The organism is Pseudomonas guangdongensis (assembly GCF_900105885.1).
In the GTDB taxonomy this organism is placed as follows: domain Bacteria; phylum Pseudomonadota; class Gammaproteobacteria; order Pseudomonadales; family Pseudomonadaceae; genus Geopseudomonas; species Geopseudomonas guangdongensis.
This window is the reverse complement of sequence record NZ_LT629780.1, coordinates 58,183-78,649: the sequence shown is the minus strand read 5'-3', so window position 1 is coordinate 78,649 and position 20,467 is coordinate 58,183. Positions and strand designations below refer to the sequence as shown.

At 70.2% G+C, this 20,467-nt stretch carries 19 protein-coding genes; 11 read left to right on the top strand and 8 right to left on the bottom strand.

Translation table 11 applies throughout. The features are described 5' to 3' along the window. Window positions 1-63 precede the first annotated feature (63 nt). From secA to BLU22_RS00385, 3 genes are all read left to right on the top strand, one after another. Window positions 64-2,805 carry a preprotein translocase subunit SecA gene (gene secA / locus BLU22_RS00395; RefSeq protein WP_090211283.1) on the top strand — a complete coding sequence of 914 codons (2,742 nt, stop codon included), beginning with the start codon at window positions 64-66 and terminating at the stop codon, window positions 2,803-2,805. Window positions 2,806-2,908: 103 nt separating this feature from the next. Continuing rightward, window positions 2,909-4,126 carry a bifunctional glutamate N-acetyltransferase/amino-acid acetyltransferase ArgJ gene (argJ, locus tag BLU22_RS00390; protein ID WP_090211281.1) on the top strand — a complete coding sequence of 406 codons (1,218 nt, stop codon included), beginning with the start codon at window positions 2,909-2,911 and terminating at the stop codon, window positions 4,124-4,126. Between the two features lie 76 nt (window positions 4,127-4,202). Beyond that, a complete protein-coding gene (locus tag BLU22_RS00385) occupies window positions 4,203-5,144 on the top strand; it encodes a Nudix family hydrolase (protein WP_090211279.1) in 942 nt (313 codons plus the stop codon). A 147-nt stretch (window positions 5,145-5,291) separates the two neighbouring features. Here BLU22_RS00385 and BLU22_RS00380 read toward each other — a convergent pair whose 3' ends face one another. After that, window positions 5,292-7,592: a heavy metal translocating P-type ATPase gene (locus tag BLU22_RS00380; RefSeq protein ID WP_090211278.1), complete on the bottom strand. Its 2,301-nt coding sequence runs from the start codon at window positions 7,590-7,592 to the stop codon at window positions 5,292-5,294. Between the two features lie 131 nt (window positions 7,593-7,723). Between BLU22_RS00380 and BLU22_RS00375 the strand changes: the two genes are divergently transcribed. The 3 genes from BLU22_RS00375 to BLU22_RS00365 are packed head-to-tail and all read left to right on the top strand — an operon-like array spanning window position 7,724 to window position 11,337. Next, the gene (locus tag BLU22_RS00375; protein ID WP_090211276.1) at window positions 7,724-8,194 is read left to right on the top strand and encodes a DUF2271 domain-containing protein; all 471 of its coding nucleotides are present in this window, start codon (window positions 7,724-7,726) and stop codon (window positions 8,192-8,194) included. A gap of 16 nt (window positions 8,195-8,210) precedes the next feature. Then, entirely contained in the window at window positions 8,211-10,430 is a 2,220-nt protein-coding gene (locus tag BLU22_RS00370; RefSeq protein WP_090211275.1) for a PepSY domain-containing protein, read from the top strand. Next, the gene (locus tag BLU22_RS00365; RefSeq protein ID WP_231975251.1) at window positions 10,414-11,337 is read left to right on the top strand and encodes an FAD:protein FMN transferase; all 924 of its coding nucleotides are present in this window, start codon (window positions 10,414-10,416) and stop codon (window positions 11,335-11,337) included. The genes BLU22_RS00370 and BLU22_RS00365 overlap by 17 nt, the downstream gene beginning before the upstream one ends. An 18-nt stretch (window positions 11,338-11,355) precedes the next feature. Here BLU22_RS00365 and BLU22_RS00360 read toward each other — a convergent pair whose 3' ends face one another. Further along, on the bottom strand, window positions 11,356-11,706 hold the full coding sequence (locus BLU22_RS00360) for a DUF3147 family protein (RefSeq protein WP_090211272.1): 351 nt from the start codon (window positions 11,704-11,706) through the stop codon (window positions 11,356-11,358). 75 nt (window positions 11,707-11,781) lie between these two features. Between BLU22_RS00360 and BLU22_RS00355 the strand changes: the two genes are divergently transcribed. After that, a complete protein-coding gene (locus BLU22_RS00355; protein WP_090211271.1) occupies window positions 11,782-12,156 on the top strand; it encodes a YidH family protein in 375 nt (124 codons plus the stop codon). A 99-nt stretch (window positions 12,157-12,255) separates the two neighbouring features. On the opposite strand, the gene BLU22_RS00350 is transcribed toward BLU22_RS00355, so the two are convergent. The 3 genes from BLU22_RS00350 to BLU22_RS00340 are packed head-to-tail and all read right to left on the bottom strand — an operon-like array spanning window position 12,256 to window position 14,058. Then, window positions 12,256-12,474: a DUF3820 family protein gene (locus tag BLU22_RS00350; RefSeq protein WP_090211269.1), complete on the bottom strand. Its 219-nt coding sequence runs from the start codon at window positions 12,472-12,474 to the stop codon at window positions 12,256-12,258. Between the two features lies 1 nt (window position 12,475). Continuing rightward, entirely contained in the window at window positions 12,476-13,054 is a 579-nt protein-coding gene (locus tag BLU22_RS00345; protein ID WP_090211267.1) for a cob(I)yrinic acid a,c-diamide adenosyltransferase, read from the bottom strand. 50 nt (window positions 13,055-13,104) lie between these two features. After that, the gene (locus tag BLU22_RS00340; protein WP_090211266.1) at window positions 13,105-14,058 is read right to left on the bottom strand and encodes a putative 2-dehydropantoate 2-reductase; all 954 of its coding nucleotides are present in this window, start codon (window positions 14,056-14,058) and stop codon (window positions 13,105-13,107) included. 129 nt (window positions 14,059-14,187) lie between these two features. Here BLU22_RS00340 and BLU22_RS00335 point away from each other — a divergent pair, with 129 nt between their 5' ends. Together BLU22_RS00335 and BLU22_RS00330 are read left to right on the top strand one after the other, a co-directional pair. Further along, window positions 14,188-14,667 carry a YajQ family cyclic di-GMP-binding protein gene (locus BLU22_RS00335; protein ID WP_090211264.1) on the top strand — a complete coding sequence of 160 codons (480 nt, stop codon included), beginning with the start codon at window positions 14,188-14,190 and terminating at the stop codon, window positions 14,665-14,667. Between the two features lie 169 nt (window positions 14,668-14,836). Beyond that, entirely contained in the window at window positions 14,837-15,667 is an 831-nt protein-coding gene (locus BLU22_RS00330; RefSeq protein ID WP_090216137.1) for a mechanosensitive ion channel family protein, read from the top strand. 65 nt (window positions 15,668-15,732) lie between these two features. On the opposite strand, the gene BLU22_RS00325 is transcribed toward BLU22_RS00330, so the two are convergent. Further along, window positions 15,733-17,277, bottom strand: a complete 1,545-nt coding sequence (locus tag BLU22_RS00325) for an AmpG family muropeptide MFS transporter (RefSeq protein ID WP_090211263.1) — start codon at window positions 17,275-17,277, stop codon at window positions 15,733-15,735. Window positions 17,278-17,311: 34 nt separating this feature from the next. Continuing rightward, window positions 17,312-17,656 (bottom strand): MGMT family protein, encoded by a 345-nt coding sequence (locus BLU22_RS00320; protein ID WP_090211261.1) that lies wholly within the window; start codon window positions 17,654-17,656, stop codon window positions 17,312-17,314. Between the two features lie 111 nt (window positions 17,657-17,767). On the opposite strand from BLU22_RS00320, the gene BLU22_RS00315 reads away from it, so the two are divergent. Continuing rightward, a complete protein-coding gene (locus BLU22_RS00315; protein WP_090211259.1) occupies window positions 17,768-18,766 on the top strand; it encodes a DUF481 domain-containing protein in 999 nt (332 codons plus the stop codon). Window positions 18,767-18,884: 118 nt separating this feature from the next. Here BLU22_RS00315 and BLU22_RS00310 read toward each other — a convergent pair whose 3' ends face one another. After that, window positions 18,885-19,643, bottom strand: coding sequence for an SDR family oxidoreductase (locus BLU22_RS00310; protein WP_090211258.1), 759 nt, complete (start codon window positions 19,641-19,643; stop codon window positions 18,885-18,887). Between the two features lie 295 nt (window positions 19,644-19,938). Here BLU22_RS00310 and BLU22_RS00305 point away from each other — a divergent pair, with 295 nt between their 5' ends. Then, on the top strand, window positions 19,939-20,412 hold the full coding sequence (locus BLU22_RS00305) for an FxsA family protein (protein WP_090211256.1): 474 nt from the start codon (window positions 19,939-19,941) through the stop codon (window positions 20,410-20,412). The last annotated feature ends 55 nt before the right edge of the window (window positions 20,413-20,467 follow it).

Below are 20,467 nucleotides of genomic sequence, written 5' to 3'. Positions count from 1 at the left end.
TGACGGCACCGGGCACTCCCCTGGGAGTGTCCTCCATGACTCCAGATGGATGACCCTCTCGATATGTTTGCGCCTTTGTTGAAGAAACTCTTTGGAAGCCGGAACGACCGTGAAGTCAAGCGCATGAGCAAGGCGGTCCAGGCCATCAATGCGCTGGAAGAGCGGATGGTTGCGCTCTCCGACGAGCAGCTCAAGGCCAAGACCGAAGAGTTCAGGGCGCGTCTGGCCCAGGGCGAGTCGCTCGACAAGCTGCTGCCCGAGGCCTTTGCCGTGGCCCGCGAGGCCGGCAAGCGGGTGATGGGCATGCGTCACTTCGACGTGCAGCTGATCGGCGGCATGACCCTGCACGAGGGCAAGATCGCCGAGATGCGTACCGGCGAGGGCAAGACCCTGGTCGGCACCCTGGCGGTCTACCTCAATGCGCTGTCCGGCAAGGGCGTCCATGTGGTCACCGTCAACGACTACCTGGCGCGCCGCGACGCCAACTGGATGCGTCCGCTGTACGAGTTCCTCGGCCTCAGCGTCGGCGTGGTCACTCCCTTCCAGGACCCGACCGACAAGCGCGCCGCCTATGCCGCCGACATCACCTACGGCACCAACAACGAATTCGGCTTCGATTACCTGCGCGACAACATGGCCTTCAGCCTGGAAGACAAGTTCCAGCGCGAGCTGAACTTCGCCGTGGTCGACGAGGTGGACTCGATCCTCATCGACGAGGCGCGTACCCCGCTGATCATCTCCGGCCCGGCCGAGGATAGCTCGCGTCTGTACCTGCAGATGAACCAGTTGATCCCGCGCCTGGAGCGCCAGGTCGAGGCGGAAGAGGGTGCCGAGGGCCAGGAAGGCCACTACATCATCGACGAGAAGAGTCGTCAGGTCGAACTGACCGAACAGGGTCACCAGTTCCTCGAGGAACTGCTCACCCAGGCCGGCCTGCTGGCCGAGGGCGAGAGCCTCTACTCGGCGCACAACCTCGGTCTGCTGACCCACGCCTACGCCGCGCTGCGTGCCCACACCCTGTTCCACCGCAACGTCGAATACATCGTGCAGAACGGCCAGGTGGTGCTGATCGACGAGCACACCGGGCGCACCATGCAGGGCCGCCGCCTGTCCGAGGGCCTGCACCAGGCCATCGAGGCCAAGGAAGGCGTGCAGATCCAGGCCGAGAGCCAGACCCTGGCCTCGACCACCTTCCAGAACTACTTCCGCCTGTACGGCAAGCTCGCCGGCATGACCGGCACCGCCGACACCGAAGCCTTCGAGTTCCGCCAGATCTACGGCCTCGACGTGATGGTGATCCCCACCCACCGCCCGGTGGCGCGCAAGGACTTCAACGACCTGGTCTACCTGACCCAGGAAGAGAAGTACGCGGCGATCATCGCCGACGTCAAGGAATGCCAGGCCCAGGGCCGTCCGGTGCTGGTCGGCACCGCTTCGGTGGAGGGCTCCGAGTACCTGTCGCAGCTGCTCGGCAAGGCCGGCATCGAGCACAAGGTGCTCAACGCCAAGTTCCACGACAAGGAAGCCGAGATCATCGCCCAGGCCGGTCGTCCCGGCGCGGTGACCATCGCCACCAACATGGCCGGCCGCGGTACCGACATCCTCCTCGGCGGCAACTGGGAGGTGGAGGTCGCCGCCCTGGAGAATCCGACCGACGAGCAGGTCGCGCAGATCAAGGCCGACTGGCAGAAGCGCCACCAGCAGGTGATCGAGGCCGGCGGCCTGCACGTGATCGCCTCCGAGCGCCACGAATCGCGACGCATCGACAACCAGCTGCGCGGCCGTGCCGGTCGCCAGGGCGACCCGGGTTCCAGCCGCTTCTACCTGTCGCTGGAAGACAACCTGATGCGCATCTTCGCCTCCGACCGGGTGAAGAACTTCATGAAGGCCCTCGGCATGCAGTCCGGAGAGGCCATCGAGCACCGCATGGTCACCAACGCCATCGAGAAGGCGCAGCGCAAGGTCGAGGGGCGCAACTTCGACATCCGCAAGCAGCTGCTCGAATTCGACGACGTGGCCAACGAGCAGCGCAAGGTGATCTACCACATGCGCAACAGCCTGCTGGCCGCCGAGCATGTCGGCGAGACCATCGCCGAGTTCCGCACCGAGGTGCTGGCACGTGCCATCGACGCCCACATCGCGCCGCAGTCGCTGCCCGAGCAGTGGGACATCGCCGGCCTGGAAGCCGTCCTCTACGGCGACTTCGGCCTGCAGCTGCCGATCCAGCAGTGGCTCGACGAGGACGACAAGCTCTACGAGGAAACCCTGCGCCAGCGCATCCTCGACGAACTGGTCCAGGCCTACCAGGCGAAGGAAGAGCTGGCCGGCAGCGAAACCCTGCGCACCTTCGAGAAGCAGATCCTGCTGCGTGTGCTGGACGACCTGTGGAAGGACCACCTGTCGACCATGGACCACCTGCGGCACGGCATCCACCTGCGCGGCTACGCGCAGAAGAACCCCAAGCAGGAGTACAAGCGCGAGTCCTTCGCCCTGTTCCAGGAGCTGCTGGAGAACATCAAGCGCGACGCCATCCGCGTGCTGTCCCACGTCCAGGTGCGCCAGAACGACCCGGCCGAGGAAGAGGAGCGCCTGCGCCGCGAGGCCGAGGCCCTGGCCGCGCGCATGCAGTTCCAGCATGCCGCCGCGCCGGCCCTGGACGACGCTCCGGCCGCCGAGACCCAGGCCGATGGCGACGTGGCGGTGGCCCAGGTGCCGGTGCGCCAGGAGCCCAAGGTCGGTCGCAACGAGCCCTGTCCGTGCGGCTCCGGCAAGAAGTACAAGCACTGCCACGGCCAGATCAGCTGATCGGCCGAGGGCCTGCCCACGCCGCGACCGGCCTTGCCGCTCGCGGCGTTTTTGATACTGTTCCCATCCCTTTCGCGCAGCGCGCATTTCTAGGAGCTACCCCATGGCTGTCGGTCTCGGTCCCCTGCCCACCCTGCACCCGGTTCCCGGTTTCGAACTCGGCATCGCCTCGGCCGGCATCAAGCGCGTCGGCCGCAAGGACGTGGTGGTGATGCGCTGCGCCGAAGGCTCGACCATCGCCGGGGTGACCACCACCAACGCCTTCTGCGCCGCGCCGGTGCTGATCACCCGCGAGCGCCTCGGCGGCGCGGTGCGCTACCTGCTGACCAACACCGGCAACGCCAACGCCGGCACCGGCGCCGACGGCCTGGCCAACGCCCGCCGCAGCTGCGCCGCGCTGGCCGCGCTGACCGGCGTCGCCGAGGACGCGATCCTGCCGTTCTCCACCGGGGTGATCGGCGAGCCGCTGCCGGTTGAGAAGATCGAGGCCGCGCTGCCGGCCGCGCTGGCCGACCTCAAGGAAGACAACTGGGCGCTGGCCGCCGAAGGCATCATGACCACCGACACCCTGCCCAAGGGGGCCAGCCGCCAGTTCCAGCACGACGGCGTCACCGTCACCGTCACCGGCATCAGCAAGGGCGCCGGGATGATCCGCCCGAACATGGCCACCATGCTCGGCTACATCGCCACCGACGCCAAGGTCGCCCAGCCGGTGCTGCAGGACCTGGTGCGCGACGCCGCCAACAAGTCGTTCAACCGCATCACCATCGACGGCGACACCTCGACCAACGACTGCTGCATGCTGATCGCCACCGGCCGGGCCGCCCTGCCGGAAGTCACCGAGAAGGCCGGCGAGCTGTACGCCCAGCTCAAGCAGGCGGTGTTCGAGGTGTTCATGGAAGTCGCCCAGGCCATCGTCCGCGACGGCGAGGGCGCCACCAAGTTCGTCACCGTGCAGGTCAACGGCGGCGGCAATCACCAGGAGTGCCTGGACGTCGCCTACGCGGTGGCTCATTCGCCGCTGATCAAGACCGCGCTGTTCGCCTCCGACCCGAACTGGGGGCGCATCCTCGCTGCGGTCGGCTACGCCGGCGTGGCCAACCTCGACGTCAGCCTGATCGACGTGTTCCTCGGCGACGTGTGCATCGCCCGCCAGGGCGGCCGCGCCGCGACCTACACCGAGGAGCAGGGCGCGGCGGTGATGGCCCGCGAGGAAATCGCCATCCGCATCGAGCTGGGCCGCGGCGACTGCAGCGAGACCATCTGGACCACCGACCTGTCCCACGAGTACGTGCGGATCAACGCCGAATACCGTTCCTGATCGGCAGGCGGTGAAGGACCGGGGGCGTGCAGCGCGCGAGTGCTGCACGCCCTCGTGCATTGGGGAGAGCGAAAACGTGAAGGCATTGCATGTGGTGGCCGCGGTGATCCGCGGCACGGACGGGCGCATCCTGCTGGCGCAACGACCGGCGGACAAGCACCAGGGCGGGCTGTGGGAATTCCCCGGCGGCAAGGTCGAGGCCGGCGAGCCGGTCGAGGCGGCGCTGGCCCGCGAGCTGCACGAGGAACTGGACATCCGCGTCGAACAGGCCCGCCCGCTGATCGAGGTGCGCCACGACTACCCCGATCTCTCGGTGCTGCTGGATGTCTGGGAGGTCAGTGGCTTCGCCGGCACGCCGCGCGGCATGGAAGGCCAGCCGCTGGTCTGGGCGGAGGAGAGCGCGCTGGACGACTTCCAGTTCCCCGCCGCCAACCGGCCGATCGTCACTGCCGCGCGCCTGCCGGCCGACTACCTGATCACCCCGGCCGCAGGGGCCGCCGCCGAGCTGCTGGCGGGCATCGAGCGGGCGTTGGCGCGCGGCGTTCGTCTGCTGCAGCTGCGCGCGCCGCAGTTGTCGGTCAGCGCCTATCGCGCCCTGGCCGACGAGGTGCTGGCGCTGTGCGCCGGACGCGCCGAGGTGCTGCTCAAGGGGCCGCTGGCCTGGGTGGCGGACTTCCCCGCCGCCGGCTGGCACCTCACGGCCGCGCAGCTGCGCGAACTGGCCGGCGCACCGCGCCCGCTGCCCGCCGGCCGCTGGCTGGCCGCCTCCTGCCACGACGCCGAGGAGCTGGCGCTGGCCGCGCAACTGGGCGTCGACTTCGCCACCCTGTCGCCGGTGCAGCCCACCGCCAGCCATCCCGGGGTCGCACCGCTGGGCTGGGAGCGTGCCGCCGAGCTGATCCGCGGCTTCAACCAGCCGGTCTACCTGCTCGGCGGGCTCGGCCCAGACGAGCGCGAGCGCGCCTGGCGCAGCGGCGCCCAGGGCGTGGCGGGGATTCGGGGCCTGTGGCCGTGCTGACGGCCTGAGGTCGGCTGCGCGGCGGGCGGCGCGGGCGCTGGCCCGTCGCGCCGCCCATCGTGCGCAGAGGGGCGGGCCTGGCGGAGCGTCGATGCGCCAGAGTCCCGGCTGGCGGCGGGAAGGCCGTGCGGTGCCGGCAGGCGCTGCTCAACGCCTGTCCAGGCACTCGAACAGCTCCTCCTCCTGCTCGAAGTGCAGGCGCACCAGGGTGTCCAGGCGAATCAGCAGCGTCTGCAGCTCATCGCTCGGGATGGCCGCCGGATCCTCCAGCAGGTCGTCACGCATGCGAGTCAGCAGGTGAATCAGGCGGAATATCTCACGATGCCCGCGGCTCAGCGCCGACAGCGGGTCTTCGCCGGCCAGTTGCGCCGACAGCCAGGGGTAGAGGCTGCGCTCGTCGTCGTGCTCGTGTTCGACCAGCAGCAGCTGCAGGTCATCCACCAGTGCGGCGAACGCCCGGCGTCCGGCCTCCGGCTCCAGCCGGTGGTACTCCACGGCCAGTTGCTGCAGGCGATCCAGCACGCGCGTCAGCTGGGCGTGCTTGTCCTGCAGACGGTCGATCTGCTCGCCGCTGAGCCAGGGTGTCGCCGCCCCGTGCGGGCCTAGCGCGCGCAGCGCATAGAGGATCACCGCGACGTCGATCAGCTCCTGCACCACCGCGCCGGCCAGCGCCGGCAGGTAGCCGAAGGCCGCGGCCAGCATGGCCAACAGCGACAGCCCCATGCCGGCCAGCACGCCCTGGCGGGCGATCGCGCGGGTCTGCCGGGCGATCTCCAGCGCCTCGACCAGGCGATCCAGACGGTCGACCAGCAACACCGCGCCCGCCGCCTCCGCCGAGGCGGTGGCGCCGGCCGCGCCCATCGCCATGCCGACGTCGGCCGCCGCCAGCGCCGGCGCGTCGTTGATGCCGTCGCCGACCATCAGGGTCATCCCGGCGCTGCGCGCCTCCTGCACGGCGCATACCTTGTCCGCCGGGGACAGCCCGGCGCGCAGCTCGTCGATGCCGGCGGCCAGGGCGATCATCTCGGCGGTTTCCAGGCGGTCGCCGGTGAGCATGACGATGCGCCGGATGCCGGCGGCGCGCAGGCGCCGGATCACCCGCGGCGTTTCCCGGCGCACGCTGTCGGCGAACAGCAGGGCGCCGACCAGCTCGCCGTCGACCTGCACGAAGCTGCCGCCGCAGGCGGCGTAGTCCATGCGCCGCAGGATGCTCGCCGCCCAGCGGTTGTCCGCTTGCTCGGCCTGGGCGAACGACAGGGTGCCGAGCCGCACCCGATGGCCGTCGACCCGACCGCACAGCCCGGCGCCGGGGCTTTCCTCCACCGCCTGCGGCGCCTGCAGCGGCAACCCTTGCTGCTGGGCGGCGCAGACGATGGCCTGGGAGATCGGGTGCACCGACGCCTGGGCCAGCGACGCCGCCCAGCCGAGCACCCGCTGCGGATCGCCGTCGTCCCTGACCTCCACCGACTGCAGCCGGGCCTGGCCGCTGGTCAGGGTGCCGGTCTTGTCGAGGAACAGCTGCTGCACCCCGGCCAGCGCCTCCAGGGTGGCGCCGTCCTTGATCAGGATGCCGCGCCGCGCGGCCCGCGAGATGCCGCCCATGATGGCGATCGGCACGGCGAGGATCAGCGGGCAGGGCGTGGCCACCACCAGCACCGCCAGCACGCGCAGCGGATCGCCGCTCAGCCATCCGGCCAGTCCCGCCAGCGCCAGGCTCAAGGGGATGAAGAACAGCGCGTAGCGGTCGGCCAGGCGCACGAAGGGCGCGCGCGAGCGGCGCGCCGCCTCGGCCAGCCGCACCACCCCGGCATAGGTGCTCTGCGCGGCGGTCTGCGTGGCCTGCAGCTGGAACGGCGCGCCGATGTTGACCACGCCGCTGGCCAGCAGGCTGTCGCACGGGCGTGTCACTGGCAGCGACTCGCCGCTCAGTGCCGACTCGTCGAGGCTGGCGCTGGGGCTGAGCAGCCGGCCGTCGACCGGCACCACCTCGCCCAGGCGCACCAGCAGCACCTGACCGATCCGCACCTGCTCGACCGGCACCCGGCGCAGGTCGCCGCCCTCGTCCAGCCAGGCCTCGCGCGGCGCGCGGTCGATCAGCGCGCGCAGCTCGCGCTCGGCGCGTTGGTGGGTGAGGAACTCCAGGGTGCGGCCGCTGGCCAGCATCAGCGCCACCACCGCGGCGACCAGCCATTGCTCGAACGCCAGGGCGGCGCCGATGGCCAGCAGGGCCAGCAGGTCGACGCCGGTTTCGCCGCGCAGCAGGCGGCGGACGATCTCGACGCCCAGCACCAGCGCCATCAGCAGGCTGCCCGCCGCCCAGCTCGCCGCCGCCAGTCCGGCGTCGCCCCGCCACTGGGCCAGGCCGCCGGCCAGCAGCGCCAGTCCGCTCAGCAGCAACAGTGCCGGGTCGCGCCAGCGCAGCAGGCGCTCCCAGATGCTCAGGTCCATGTTCTCCTCCCCGGTCGCACGGGCTTACAGGTATCAGCTTAAGTCCTGATTAAGCCGCGTCCCGCAGGCCTTCAGCCTGAATTCATCGCGGTTGCCTAACCTGGCCACATCGAACCTGCAGGAGTCGCCCCATGCACAAGACGCTCATCTCGCTGGCCCTGGCCGGCGCCACCGCCGCACCGCTGCTGGCCCAGGCACAGACCCAGTCCCTGACCCTGGACGTCACCCTCAAGGAATACCGCGGCAAGGGCGCCTACCTGGCCATCTACCTGACCGATGCCGACGGCCAGTACCAGAAGACCCTGTGGGTCGCCGGCAAGAAGGCCAAGTACTACCGCCACCTGCGCGACTGGACCCGCGGTGGCGGCGCGCAGAGCGCCGAGTACGACGGCCTGACCGGCGCCAGCGTCGGCAGTGGCGACAACCTGACGGTCGAGGTCGAACTGGAGCAGGCCCTGCTCGATGCCGGCTACGAGATCCGCGTCGACAGCGCGGTCGAGGACAAGCGTGACAACCGCGCCGAGGTCCGCCTGCCGCTGACCCGCGAGCCGGGCGAAGCCAGCGGCAGCGGCTACATCGACCGCCTCAGCTACCGTTTCTGATCCCCACGAGGCCACCATGAATCGTCGCCTGCATCTGCTGACCAGCCTCCTGCTCGGCGCCCTGCTGCTGGTTTCCGCCGCCACCGGGCTGGTGCTGTCGGGCGCCAGCCTGAGCGAACAGTTCGGCCAGCTGGACGCCCCCGGCGACAGCGTGGCCGTCGTCGCCGAGCGCGTCAGCCAGCACCTGCCCAACGTCGAGCGCCTGGAGCGCAGCGCCAACGGCACCCTGCTCGCCACCCTCGGCGGCGATGTCGAGGAGCCGGTACACGTGGTCGACCCGGCGACCGGCGCAGACCTCGGCCCCTACGCCCCGTCGGCCACCCTCGAGTGGCTGCGCGACCTGCACCGCGAGCTGCTGCTCGGCTCGACCGGCCGCTGGCTGAGCGGCCTGGCGGCGCTGGCCCTGGCGCTGCTGGCGATCAGCGGCGCGATCCTGCTGGCCCGCCGCCTCGGTGGCTGGCGCCGCCTGCTGACGCCGATCCGCGCCGGCCAGGGCATGCTGCACTGGCACACGGTGATCGCCCGCTGGACTCTGCCGGGGCTGGCCGTGCTCGCCCTCAGCGGCCTGTACCTGTCGGCGACCAGCCTGGGCCTGCTCGGCGACGGCGCCGACAACGAGCCGGCCTGGCCGGAAGGCATCCAGGCCACCCCACACCTGCCGCTGGGCAGCCTCGCGGCGCTGCGCCAGGTGGAGCTGCCCCAGCTGCGCGAACTGGAATTCCCCAGCGCCGCGGACGACATCCACTACCTCGGCGTGCGTACCGCCAGCGGCAGCGGTTTCGTCAACGCCGCCAGCGGCCAGTGGATCAGCTTCCAGCGCAACGGCGCGGCGCAGAACCTCTTTGAGACCGCCTACGCCCTGCACACCGGCGAGGGCATGCCGCTGTGGTCCATGGTCCTCGCCGGCCTGTCGCTGTCCACCCTGTTCCTCGGCGGCAGCGGCCTGCTCGGCTGGTGGCAGCGGCGCAGCCGCGCCGGCGTGCAGGACCAGGGCGTACCGGCCGATGAGGCCCGGGCGGTGATCCTGGTCGGCAGCCAGGGCGGCTCGACCTGGACCTACGCCCGCCAGCTGCAGGCGCAACTCGAGGCTGCCGGCTGGCCGGTGCACGTCGCCGCCATGAACGCCGTGCAGGACGATTACCCGCAGGCACGCTGCCTGCTGCTGCTCGCCGCCACCTACGGCGACGGCCAGGCGCCGGACAGCGCCGCACAGTTCCTCGGCCGCCTGGCCGAAGTCCGCTGGCCCGCCCGCGGCCTGCCGGTGGCGGTGCTCGGCTTCGGCGATCGCCAGTTCCCGCGCTTCTGCGCCTATGCCGAAGCGGTCGAGCAGGCCCTGCTGCAACGCGGTTGCCAGCCGCTGCTGCCGCTGCAGCGCGTCGACCGCCAGGCTAGCGGCGAGCTGAACGCTTGGGCCGGGCAGCTCGGCGAATGTCTCGGTACCCCGCTGCGCCTGCAATCGGCGCTGCTGGCAAGCAGCGCGGTGCGCCTGACCCTGCAGGAGCGCCAGTGCTACAGCGAGCGCGGCGGCCAGCCGGCCGCTGTGCTGCGCTTCTCCGTGGCCCCCGGCAGCACCCGCTTCGCCCCCGGCGACCTGCTGGCCATCCGTCCGCTCGACACCGCGGCGGTCGATACCGCGCAGGCCGACGCTTCGCAGAAAGACACTGCGCCGCGCCTGTACTCCATCGCCAGCGCCGCTGACGACGGTTTCGTCGAGATCTGCGTGCGCCGGCATCCGCAGGGGCTGTGCTCCAGCTACCTGCACGACCTGCAGCCGGGCGCCGAGCTGGCGGCGAGCCTCCAGCCGCATCCGGGCTTCCGTCCGCAGGCCGGCGAGCATCCGGTGCTGCTGATCGGCGCCGGCGTGGGTGTGGCGCCGCTGATCGGCTTCGTGCGCAGGAATGAATCCCGCCGCCCCATCCAGCTCTACTGGGGCGGACGCCACGCCAGCGACCAGCTGTATGGCGAGGAGCTCCGGCAGTGTCTGGCGGACGGCCGCCTGCAGCGCCTGCAGCGGGCCTTCTCCGAGGGGCCGACGCCGGCCTACGTGCAGGACCGCCTGCGCGAGGATGGCGCCAGTATCCGCGCACTGCTGCAACAGGGCGCCCAGGTGCTGGTCTGCGGCTCGCGGGAGATGGCCGCCGGCGTGCGCGCCGTGCTGGAAACCCTGCTGGCCGAGATGGGCAGCAACCTCGATCAACTCAAGGCACAGGGGCGCTTCCGTGAAGACGTTTACTGATTGCGAACCGCTGCTGCGCTACAGCCTCAGCGGGCCGACCATGGGCAGCCGCTTCACCGCGGTGTTCTTCGCCGCCGCCGGGCTCGACACCCGGCCCATCCAGGCCGAACTGCAGGCGGCGGTGGACCGGGTCGATGCGCAGATGTCGACCTGGAAGCCGGACTCCACCCTGATGCAACTGAACCGCACACCGCTCGGCCAGTGGTTCGAGCTGCCGGACGAGCTGTACCAGGTGCTGCTCGCCGGCCTGCACGTCGGCAGCCTGTCGCACGGTGCCTTCGACATCGCCCTCGGCGCGCAGGTCAGCGCCTGGGGCTTCGGCCCGGCGCCGGCAGGCGCAAGCGCAACGCCTCGCTGCACGGCGGCCACGGCGCTGACCCTCGACACCGAGCGGCGCGCCGTGCGCAAGGAGGCCGAGGTCAGCCTCGACCTCAACGGCATCGCCAAGGGCTTCGGCGTCGACGAACTGGCCCGCTGCCTGGAGCGCCACGGCATCCAGCGCTATCTGGTGGGCATCGACGGCGAGCTGCGCGCCCGCGGCGCGAAGCCCGACGGCGCCTGGCGCGTCGCCCTGGAGAAGCCCGAGTACGGCCGCCGCGAGGTGTTCGCCAGCCTGGAACTGGCCGACACGGCCATCGCCACCTCCGGCGACTACCGCCACTGGCGCGAGCGCGACGGCCAGCGCTATTCCCACACCCTCGACCCGCACAGCGGCGCGCCGCTGCACAACGGCATCGCCTCGGTCACCGTGCTGGCCGGCAGTTGCCTGTACGCCGACGCCTGGGCCACGGCGCTGATGGTGCTGGGCGTCGAGCGCGGTGCCCGGCTGGCCCGCGAGCAGGGCCTGGGCGTGGTGTTCCTGCTGCGCGAGGGCGAGCGGATCTGCGAGGTCACAGTGGGACTCTGATCCGGCGTGGCCGCCGGCTCACAGCAGCTCAATGCCGAAGCGGCGCACGGCCAGGGCGAACAGGCCGAAACAGACGACGGTAATGAGCACGCAGGCCAGCAGGGTCGGCCAGAAGCCCAGGCGCGGCAGCAGCGCCGGGAAGGCGAGAAACATCGGCAGGGTCGGCAGCACGTACCAGAAGGTGTACCAGGCGTGGTTGGCGATCTTTTCCGGCGACTGGCGCTCCACATACAGCCAGACCAGGGTCAGGAGGGTGACCAGCGGCAGCGCGGCGACGAAACCGCCGAGCTTGTCGCTGCGCTTGGCGATTTCCGAGACCAGCACGACCAGGGCGGCGGTCAGTGCATACTTGGCGACGATCCAGCTCATGGTGTGCTCCTCGGCGCAAAACCGCCGTGCGCGGACGGTCTGTCGAATTTCAGCGTAGCTGTGCAGGAGGATGGCATGTCCGACCTGAAAGATCCCCGGGTGCTCTTTGCCGCAGAGCGCACCTTGCTGGCCTGGAACCGGACCAGCCTGTCGCTCATCGCGTTCGGCTTCGTCGTCGAGCGCTCGGGGCTGCTGATCCGGGCCCTGTCGTCCGATCCCCAGCAGCACCAGAGCCTGCTGGCGAGTTTCTGGTTGGGTCTGGCGTTCATCCTGCTGGGCAGTGCGGCGTCAGCCTATTCGGCCAGGCAATACCTGAGCGTGCTGCGCTCGCTGACGCCGGCCGAGTTTCCTCCGGGCTATGGGGTGAAATGGGGCCTGGCGGTGAATCTCGTGGTGGCCGTGCTGGGCCTGGCGCTGGGCGGCGCGCTGTGGCTGTGGCGGCCGCATTGAGCGCGGTTTCCGCCGCGCCGGCTTGCGGTCGGCGGGCGGGCTTCGCGGTCGTTTGAGCCTGCGTGCGCCGCGCCCGGCCAGCCCATGCACAGCCTCTTGCTAGCGCCCCGGCTGGCGCAGCGGTTCGAGCAGGCCGCGCAGGCCGTTGTGGTCGATCTCGTGCATCAGCGCCAGCAGGCGACCCAGCTCGCCCGCCGGGAAGCCCTCGCGGGCGAACCAGGCCAGGTAGGGGCCGGGTAGCTCGCAGAGCCGGCGGCCCTGGTACTTGCCGAAGGGCATTTCGCGGCGCACCAGCAGGAGCAGGTCGCTGCCGTTCATCTCAGGTCTCGGGCCTGGCGGCCTGCCAGAGCACTTCGCCGATCTGCTGACGCTTGGCGATCAGCCGGGCGGCGACGAACAGCAGGTCGGAGAGGCGGTTTAGGTAGGCCAGGCATTCGCCGCGCAGCGGCTCGACGGCGTTGAGGTGCTGGCAGCGGCGCTCGGCGCTGCGCGCGAAGCTGCGGCAGACGTGGGCCTGCGCCAGCAGGCGCGAGCCGCCGGGGAGGATGAAGTTCTTCAGCGGGCCGACTTCCTCGTTCCAGGCGTCGATGGCCTGCTCCAGACGCGCGATTTCCGGCGCCTGCAGGGCCTGGTATTCGGGCATCGCCAGCTCGCCGCCGAGGTCGAACAGGCGGTGCTGGCAGGGCAGCAGCACCTCGAGGATCTCGCTCAGGCCCGGCCACAGGGCTTCCTGCTCGGCCAGTTCGGCGAGCAGCAGGCCGAGCTGGCTGTTCAGGGTGTCGACCTCGCCCATCGCCTCGATGCGCGGATGGTCCTTGGTGACCCGGCGGCCGTCGGCCAGGCCGGTCTCGCCGGCGTCGCCGGTGCGGGTGTAGATCTTCGACAAGCGGTAACCCATGAAGGCGGCTTCCTGTTGCGGGGGCGGAAAGCCGGCAGGGTAGCCGGGCGTCAGTCCGCCGGCAATCCGCGGGCGCGCAGGTGGGCCTGCAGGCGGCTCTGCAGGGCCTGCAGGCGCGGCAGCGGCAGGCCGAGGCGCAGGGCTTCGCGGCTGGCGTGGCCGAGCAGATAGGCGATTTCGCTGCGTCGCCCGGCGGCGACGTCCTGGTGCATCGAGGAGCTGTTGGCGGCGGTGGCGACGACGACCCGCCAGACCTCGGCGTGCAGGCCCTCGGCGGCGGCGTCCTGGCCGACGCCGTGGAGCAGGCGCTGCAGCTCGTCGCAGAGACCGTCGACCTCGCCGGCCAGGCCCTGCAGGTTGCCGTTGCGGCAGTCGTGCAGCACGGTCAGCGGGTTGATCGCGCAGTTGATCGCCAGCTTGCGCCACAGCCGCTCGGCAATCTGCGGTGTCCAGCGCGCCGGAATGCCGGCCCGCTCCAGTTCCTCCAGCCAGTGCGGCGCCGGACCGCCGTCGAGGCGGCCGAGCCAGTTGTCGCCGCCGCCGGCGTGGACGATGTGGAAGGTGCTGCGGCGGAACGCGCCTTCGGTGCTCGATACGCAGATGCAGCGGGCCTGGGGCAGGGCGGCGGCGACCTCGGCCTGGCTGCCCAGGCCGTTCTGCAGCAGCAAAACCTCGGCGCCGGGCGCCAGCCAAGGCGCCAGACGGCGGGCGAGAGGCGCGGCGTCGTAGGCCTTGCAGGCCAGCAGCAGGCGGCGGATCGCGCCGGGCGCCGCGCTGCTGGCGGCGGCGATGCGCAGGCACCGGCTCAGATCGCCCTGCTCCAGGGTCAGGCCGCCGGCCGCGTGGTAGTCGGCCAGGCGCTGCGCGTCGCGCAGCAACAGGCAGACCGGCAGGCCGGCGCGGGCCAGGCGGGTCGCCCACAGGCCGCCGAGGCTGCCGGCGCCGAGGATGTGCCAGGGCGCAGGGGATGCGCTGTCGGGCGGTGCGGGGAGGGGAGCGGGCATGGCGGTTCTCTCGGGGCGCGGCCTGCGGGGCAGGGGCGCGGGCGCTCGGTTATAATGGCGCCTCGAATTTATCGTCAAGTCAGGCGCGCCGACTGCGGTCGCGCGCGTCGTCTCTGTGGAGAGTGTCCCATGCCTTCGTTCGATGTGGTGTCCGAGCTGGACAAGCACGAAGTCACCAACGCCGTCGACAATGCCATCAAGGAACTGGATCGCCGCTACGACCTGCGCGGCAAGGGCAGTTTCGAGTTCAAGGACAAGACGGTCACCCTGACCGCCGAGGCCGATTTCATGCTGGAGCAGATGGTCGAGATCCTCAAGCTGGCGCTGGTCAAGCGCAAGATCGACATCCAGTGCCTGGAGTACAAGGACCCCTACGCCTCGGGCAAGGTGGTCAAGCAGGAGGTCACCCTGCGCGAGGGCATCGACAAGGAGCTGGCGAAGAAGATCGTCGCGCTGATCAAGGACGCCAAGCTCAAGGTGCAGGCGGCGATCCAGGGCGAGCAGGTGCGGGTCACCGGCAAGAAGCGCGACGACCTGCAGGAAGCCATCGCCCTGCTGCGCACCCAGGAACTGGGCATGCCGCTGCAGTTCAACAACTTCCGCGACTGATCGCCGCCCGCCGTTCACCGCCGCCCGGAACTTTACGCCGGGTGGCGACGTCCACCCTTCCCCTATCCCTGTGCCGCCTGGCTTCGCGCTTGCGAAGCTGCAGCCCTGCCCGCGACGAGCGGGCAGGGCGCGCGGCCGCCCTCACAGAAGGAGATGTGTCATGGAGCCCCTGGATCTGAACGTGCAGGAACTGGTCAGGCTGTCGGAGAGCTGGTTGCCGATCCTGCTGGAGTACGGCGGCAAGCTGACCCTGGCGCTGCTGACCCTGCTGGTCGGCTGGTGGCTGATCGGCAAGCTGACCCGCCGGGTCGGCAACCTGCTGGCCGCGCGCAGCGTCGACAAGGCGTTGACCGGCTTCGTCGGCAGCCTGGCCGGCATCGCCCTCAAGGTCATGCTGCTGATCAGCGTGGCCTCGATGGTCGGCGTGGAAACCACCTCGTTCATCGCCGCCCTCGGCGCCGCCGGCCTGGCCATCGGCCTGGCCCTGCAGGGCAGCCTGGCCAACTTCGCCGGCGGCGTGCTGATCCTGTTCTTCCGGCCGTTCCGCATCGGCGACTGGATCGAGGCGCAGGGCGTGGCCGGCAGCGTGGACAGCATCCAGATCTTCCATACGGTGCTGAAGACCGGCGACAACAAGACGGTGATCGTGCCCAACGGCAGCCTGTCCAACGGCACCATCGTCAACCACTCGCGCGAAGGGCGTCGGCGTGTCGACATCAACATCGGCATCGACTACGCCAGCGACATCAAGCGCGCCCGCGAGGTGCTGCTGGCGATTGCCGCCGACCCGCGCGTGCTGGCCGAGCCGGCGCCGGTGGTCTGGGTGACCGGACTGGGCGACAACGCGGTCAACCTGTCGCTGCGGGTGTGGGTGGATACCGTCGACTTCTGGGCGGTGACCTTCGAGTTCACCGAGCGGGCCAAGGAGCAGCTGGCCGATGCCGGCATCGGCATTCCCTTTCCGCAGCGGGTAGTGCATCTGGTGCAGCCCGGCAACTGAGTCGCGGCGCCGCCACCCTGCAAAAGGCCGATCCTCCGGGATCGGCCTTTTGCATCATGACCCGTTCAGTGCGGCGGCGACTCGCCGGTGGCCGGCGCCGGGAGTGGCTGGCGCCGCTCGCGGCCCCACTGCAGGCCGATCAGCAGCAGGGTCGGTACGCCGATCAGCGCGGTGACTAGGAAGAAGTCGGCGTAGCCGAGCTTCTCCACCATCACCCCCGAGTAGCCGCCCATCAGGCGCGGCAGCAGCAGCATGATCGAGCTGAGCAGGGCGTACTGGGTGGCGGAGAACTGCAGGTTGGTCAGGCTCGACAGGTAGGCGACGAAGGCCGCGGTGGCCAGGCCGCCGCTGAAGTTGTCCGCCGAGATGGTGAACACCAGCATCTGCAGGTTGGGGCCCATGCCGGAGAGCATGGCGAACAGCAGGTTGGTCGCCGCCGAGGCCAGGCCGCCGATGAACAGGATCGGCAGGATGCCGAAGCGGGCGATCAGCACGCCGCCGACCCCGGCGCCGAGCAGGGTCATCACCAGGCCGAACAGCTTGCTGACGCTGGCGATCTGGTCCTTGGAGAAGCCCAGGTCGATGTAGAACACGTTGGCCATCACCCCCATCACCGTGTCCGACATCCGGTAGGTGGCGATCAGTCCGAGCAGCACCAGCGCCTGCCAGCGGTAGCGCTGGATGAAGTCGCTGATCGGCGTCAGCACCGGCGCCAGGCCGCGGCGGCCGAAGGACGACAGGCACAGCAGGGTGAGCAGGGTGTAGAGGGTGAAGCGCAGGAAGGCGCGGTCGTCGAGGATCAGGTCGAGCAGGGTCACCCGGCTGCTGAACACCCCGTCCACGCCGCTGTGGTAGAGCTGGGTGAACATCGCCGGCACCGAGATCAGCAGCACGATCAGCACCAGCACCGAGATCAGTTGGTGGCTCAGCCCGTAGCGCGCGGCGCTCTGCTGGGTCTGCTGCGGCACCGGCGGTTCGGGCATCCACAGGGTGGTGAGCAGGCCGGGCAGCATCAGCAGGGCGAACAGCAGGTAGGTGCTGGCCCAGGCCGGGTACAGGTAGCTGCCGCCCACCGAGCCGAAGCCCTCGGCGACGAACAGCGCACCGGCGCTGGCCAGCAGCATGGCCACCCGGTAGCCGGTGGTGTAGCAGGCGGCGAGCGCCGCCTGCTGGGTGTTCTCGGCGATCTCCAGGCGATAGGCGTCGAGGGCGATGTCCTGGGTGGCCGAGGCGAAGGCCACCAGCACCGCCACGGCGATCAGCCAGGCCAGGTGGGTCTGCGGGTCGAACAGCGCCATCGCGGCCAGGCCGGCGGCGACCAGCAGCTGCGACAGCGCCAGCCAGGAGCGGCGCCGGCCGAGACGGCCGAGCAGCGGCAGGCGCCACTGGTCGAGCAGCGGCGACCACACCCACTTGAAGGCGTAGGCCAGGCCGATCAGGCTGGCGTAGCCGATGGTCTCGCGGGCCACCCCGGCTTCGCGCAGCCACACCGACAGGGTGGAAAACACCAGCACCATCGGCAGACCGGCGGCGAAGCCGAGCAGCAGGAGTGCCAGGGCCGCGGGGCTGGCATAGGTGGCGAAGGCTTCGCGCCAGGTTCTATGGGGCATGGAAGGCTACGAAAGGCAAAGGAAAGCGCGCACTCTAACCGCTCTGCCGCGGCGGATGCCAGCCGTAGCGACGGATGTCGAGGCGCCCGCCATGCACGGCGATTCCCTCGGCGGCCAGACGTCGGCGCTGCTCGTCGCCGGCCGGGCTGCCGGGCGGCAGGCTCAGGCGACCGCCGGCGGCCACCACCCGATGCCAGGGCAGGCGGCTATCCTCCGGCAACTGACTCAGGCAGCGACCGACCCAGCGGGCGGCGCGGCCGAGTCCGGCCAGTGCGGCGAGCTGGCCGTAGCTGATCACCTGGCCCGCCGGCAGCTCGGCGAGCGCGGCGTAGAGCGCCGCCTTGCGGTTCTGTACGGGGTCGTCGGCGGTTGCGGGCATGGCGGTCTCCGTGATCCGGCGCCGGGGAGTGCGGTGCTTGCTGTGCCGGGCGGTCGCCGGCGCGGCGCCTCATTCTATAATGCGCGCCCGCTCCTACGCCGAAGTCCGTGCATGTTCCGTTTCCTGCTCTCCGTTGTGTTGTGCGCCCTGTTGCCGTCCGCCTGGGGCGATACCGTCTGGCTGAACAACGGCGACCGCCTGAGCGGGCGCATCCAGCTGCTCGATGGCGGCAAGCTGCTGATCGAGACGGCCTATGCCGGCAGCGTGACCCTCGACTGGAAGCAGGTGGCCAGCCTGGACAGCGCGCAGACGCTATTGATTCAGCGCGCCGATGGCCGCCGCGTGCAGACGCGGGGCCTGCAGCGCGCGGCGGCGGGCCGGGTGGCGCTGCACGAGGTGCCCGCGCGCCCGCTCGCGCTGCGCGAGATCCGCCAGATCCTGCCGCCGCGTCCGCTGGTCGAGGACTGGATATGGAGCGGGCGCATCGACCTGGCCCTGGAGTACGAGAAGGCCGCCAAGGATGTCGAGGACTTCGAGCTGGACTTCAAGACCAGCGCGCGCCACGCCCTGTGGCGGCACAACCTCACCGGCGGCTTCGAGCGCGAGTTCAAGAACGGGGTGAAGAGCGCCGACAACGTGGGCGGCGAGTACGCTCTCGACCGTTTCCTCGACGAGCACTGGTTCTGGCAGGGCAAGTTCGAGTACCAGCGCGACCGGGTCGATGCGCTGGCATTGCAGCGCACCCTGGGCAGCGGGCCGGGCTACCAGTTCTGGGACGACTCGCTGGGCGCCTTCTCCCTGGCGACCCTGCTCAACCGCCACGATTTCGCCTTCGCCGCCGGCGGCAAGGAGCATCTCTATGCCCTGGGCGTCAAGTGGGACTACAACCGCCACCTGTTTGGCAAGCGCGTCGAGCTGTTCAGCCATGGCGAACTGGGGGCGCCCTTCGACCATGTCATCGACTACAAGCTGGAAACGGCTCTGGGCCTGCGTTACCGGCTCAACAGCTGGGCGGCGCTGCAGCTCAAGGGCGAGTGGGACCAGTTGCGCAGCGAGCTGGGCGATGTGGACGAGGCGCGCTACACCTTCGGTGTGGGCGTGGGCTGGTGAGCGGAGTGGAGGATTCTGGCGTCGTTTGGCGGGTATTTTTTGCGGTGCGGTATGGCGGTAAGGGGTAGTCCCATCGCTCCGCTGCTGCGTTGCAGAAGGGCGATGGAACTGCCGGGTGTTACAGGCGGATGCCGCCGTCCATCTCCAGCACGCGGCCGGTGAAGTAGTCGCTCTCGAAGATGAAGGTGACCGCCTGGGCGATCTCTTCCGGCGTGCCGAGGCGGCGCAGCGGGATGGCCGAGGTCATGCGCTCCAGGGCTTCGGGCTTCATGCTGGCGACCATCTCGGTGCCGATGAAGCCGGGGGCGACGGCGCCGACGCGGATGCCGTAGCGCGCCAGCTCCTTGGCCCAGACCACGGTCAGCGAGGCGATCCCGGCCTTGGCCGCCGAGTAGTTGCTCTGGCCCATGTTGCCGGCGCGCGACACCGAGGAGATGTTGACGATGGCGCCCTCGCACTTGAGTTCGAGCATCTTCGCCGCGACCTCGCGGGTGCAGAGGAACACCCCGGTCAGGTTGACGTCGATCACCGACTGCCACTGGGCCAGCGACAGTTTCTGGACCACGCCGTCCTTGACCTTGAGCAGCATGCCGTCGCGCAGGATGCCGGCGTTGTTGACCAGACCATGGAGCGCGCCGAAGTCGCTGGCGACCTGGGCGACCATCTGCTCGACCTGTGCCTCGTCGGCGACGTTGCACACGTAGGCGCGCGCCTCGACGCCGTGCGCGATGCAGGCGCCGACCGCCTGGTCGAGCTTCTCCGGGTTGAGGTCGACCAGGGCCAGGCGTGCGCCGCGCGCCGCCAGGTATTCGGCCATGGCGCGGCCCAGACCCTGGCCGCCGCCGGTGATGATGATGACTTTGTCTTTGACTTGCATGGGAAATGCTCCAAGGCTCTTGAGACGGATGTCGACCCCTTCGACGGCGCCGCAGCCGGTTGTGCTGGGTGCCTGTCCGTTGCGACGGATTCTGTGCGAGGTGTCAGGTGGAGAGCGTCTTGCGCTGCAGCATGCACGAGAATTTTGCGTTGCGGAATACCCGCTTGCAGTCCACAGCGTATCGCCCCGCGCTGCCGCGGGCGACGGATGGTGGAGCCTGTGGTTGAATTGCCGGCAAGATGACGCCATCTAACCTCTTGTCAGGGCCTTGCGCGCCCCAAGGAAAAGTCTCGCGATGCGTGTACTGCTGTTCGTTTTCATCCTGTTCCCGCTGCTCGAACTGGCGCTGCTGATCAAGGTCGGCAGCAGTATCGGGGTTCTCGCCACGCTGCTGCTGATCTTCGCCGGGGTGCTGGCCGGCGGCTTCCTGCTGCGCATTGCCGGCCCGGCCACCGCCTGGCGCGCGCGCGCCAGGCTGCTCAGCGGCGAGGCGCCGGAGCAGGAAATGCTCGATGGCCTGCTGCTGGCCTTCGCCGGTCTGTTGCTGCTGTTGCCCGGTTTCATCAGCGACGTCGTCGGCCTGCTCTGTCTGCTGCCGGTGACCCGCCGCCTGCTGCGTGCGCGGCTGAGCCGGGCGGTGCCGCGCTCCGGCCCGTCGTCGTCCGTGCCGCCCGGCGGCCCCGCTGCCGGCCCGCGGGCGGCGCCGGGCGGCAGCGAGCGTCCGCGCCCGCAGATCATCGAGGGCGAGTGGGAACGTCGCGACGACTGAAAAATTTTTCGCCCCGCCCTTGAAATGCCCTGGCTGGCCCCCATCTGGATGTTCA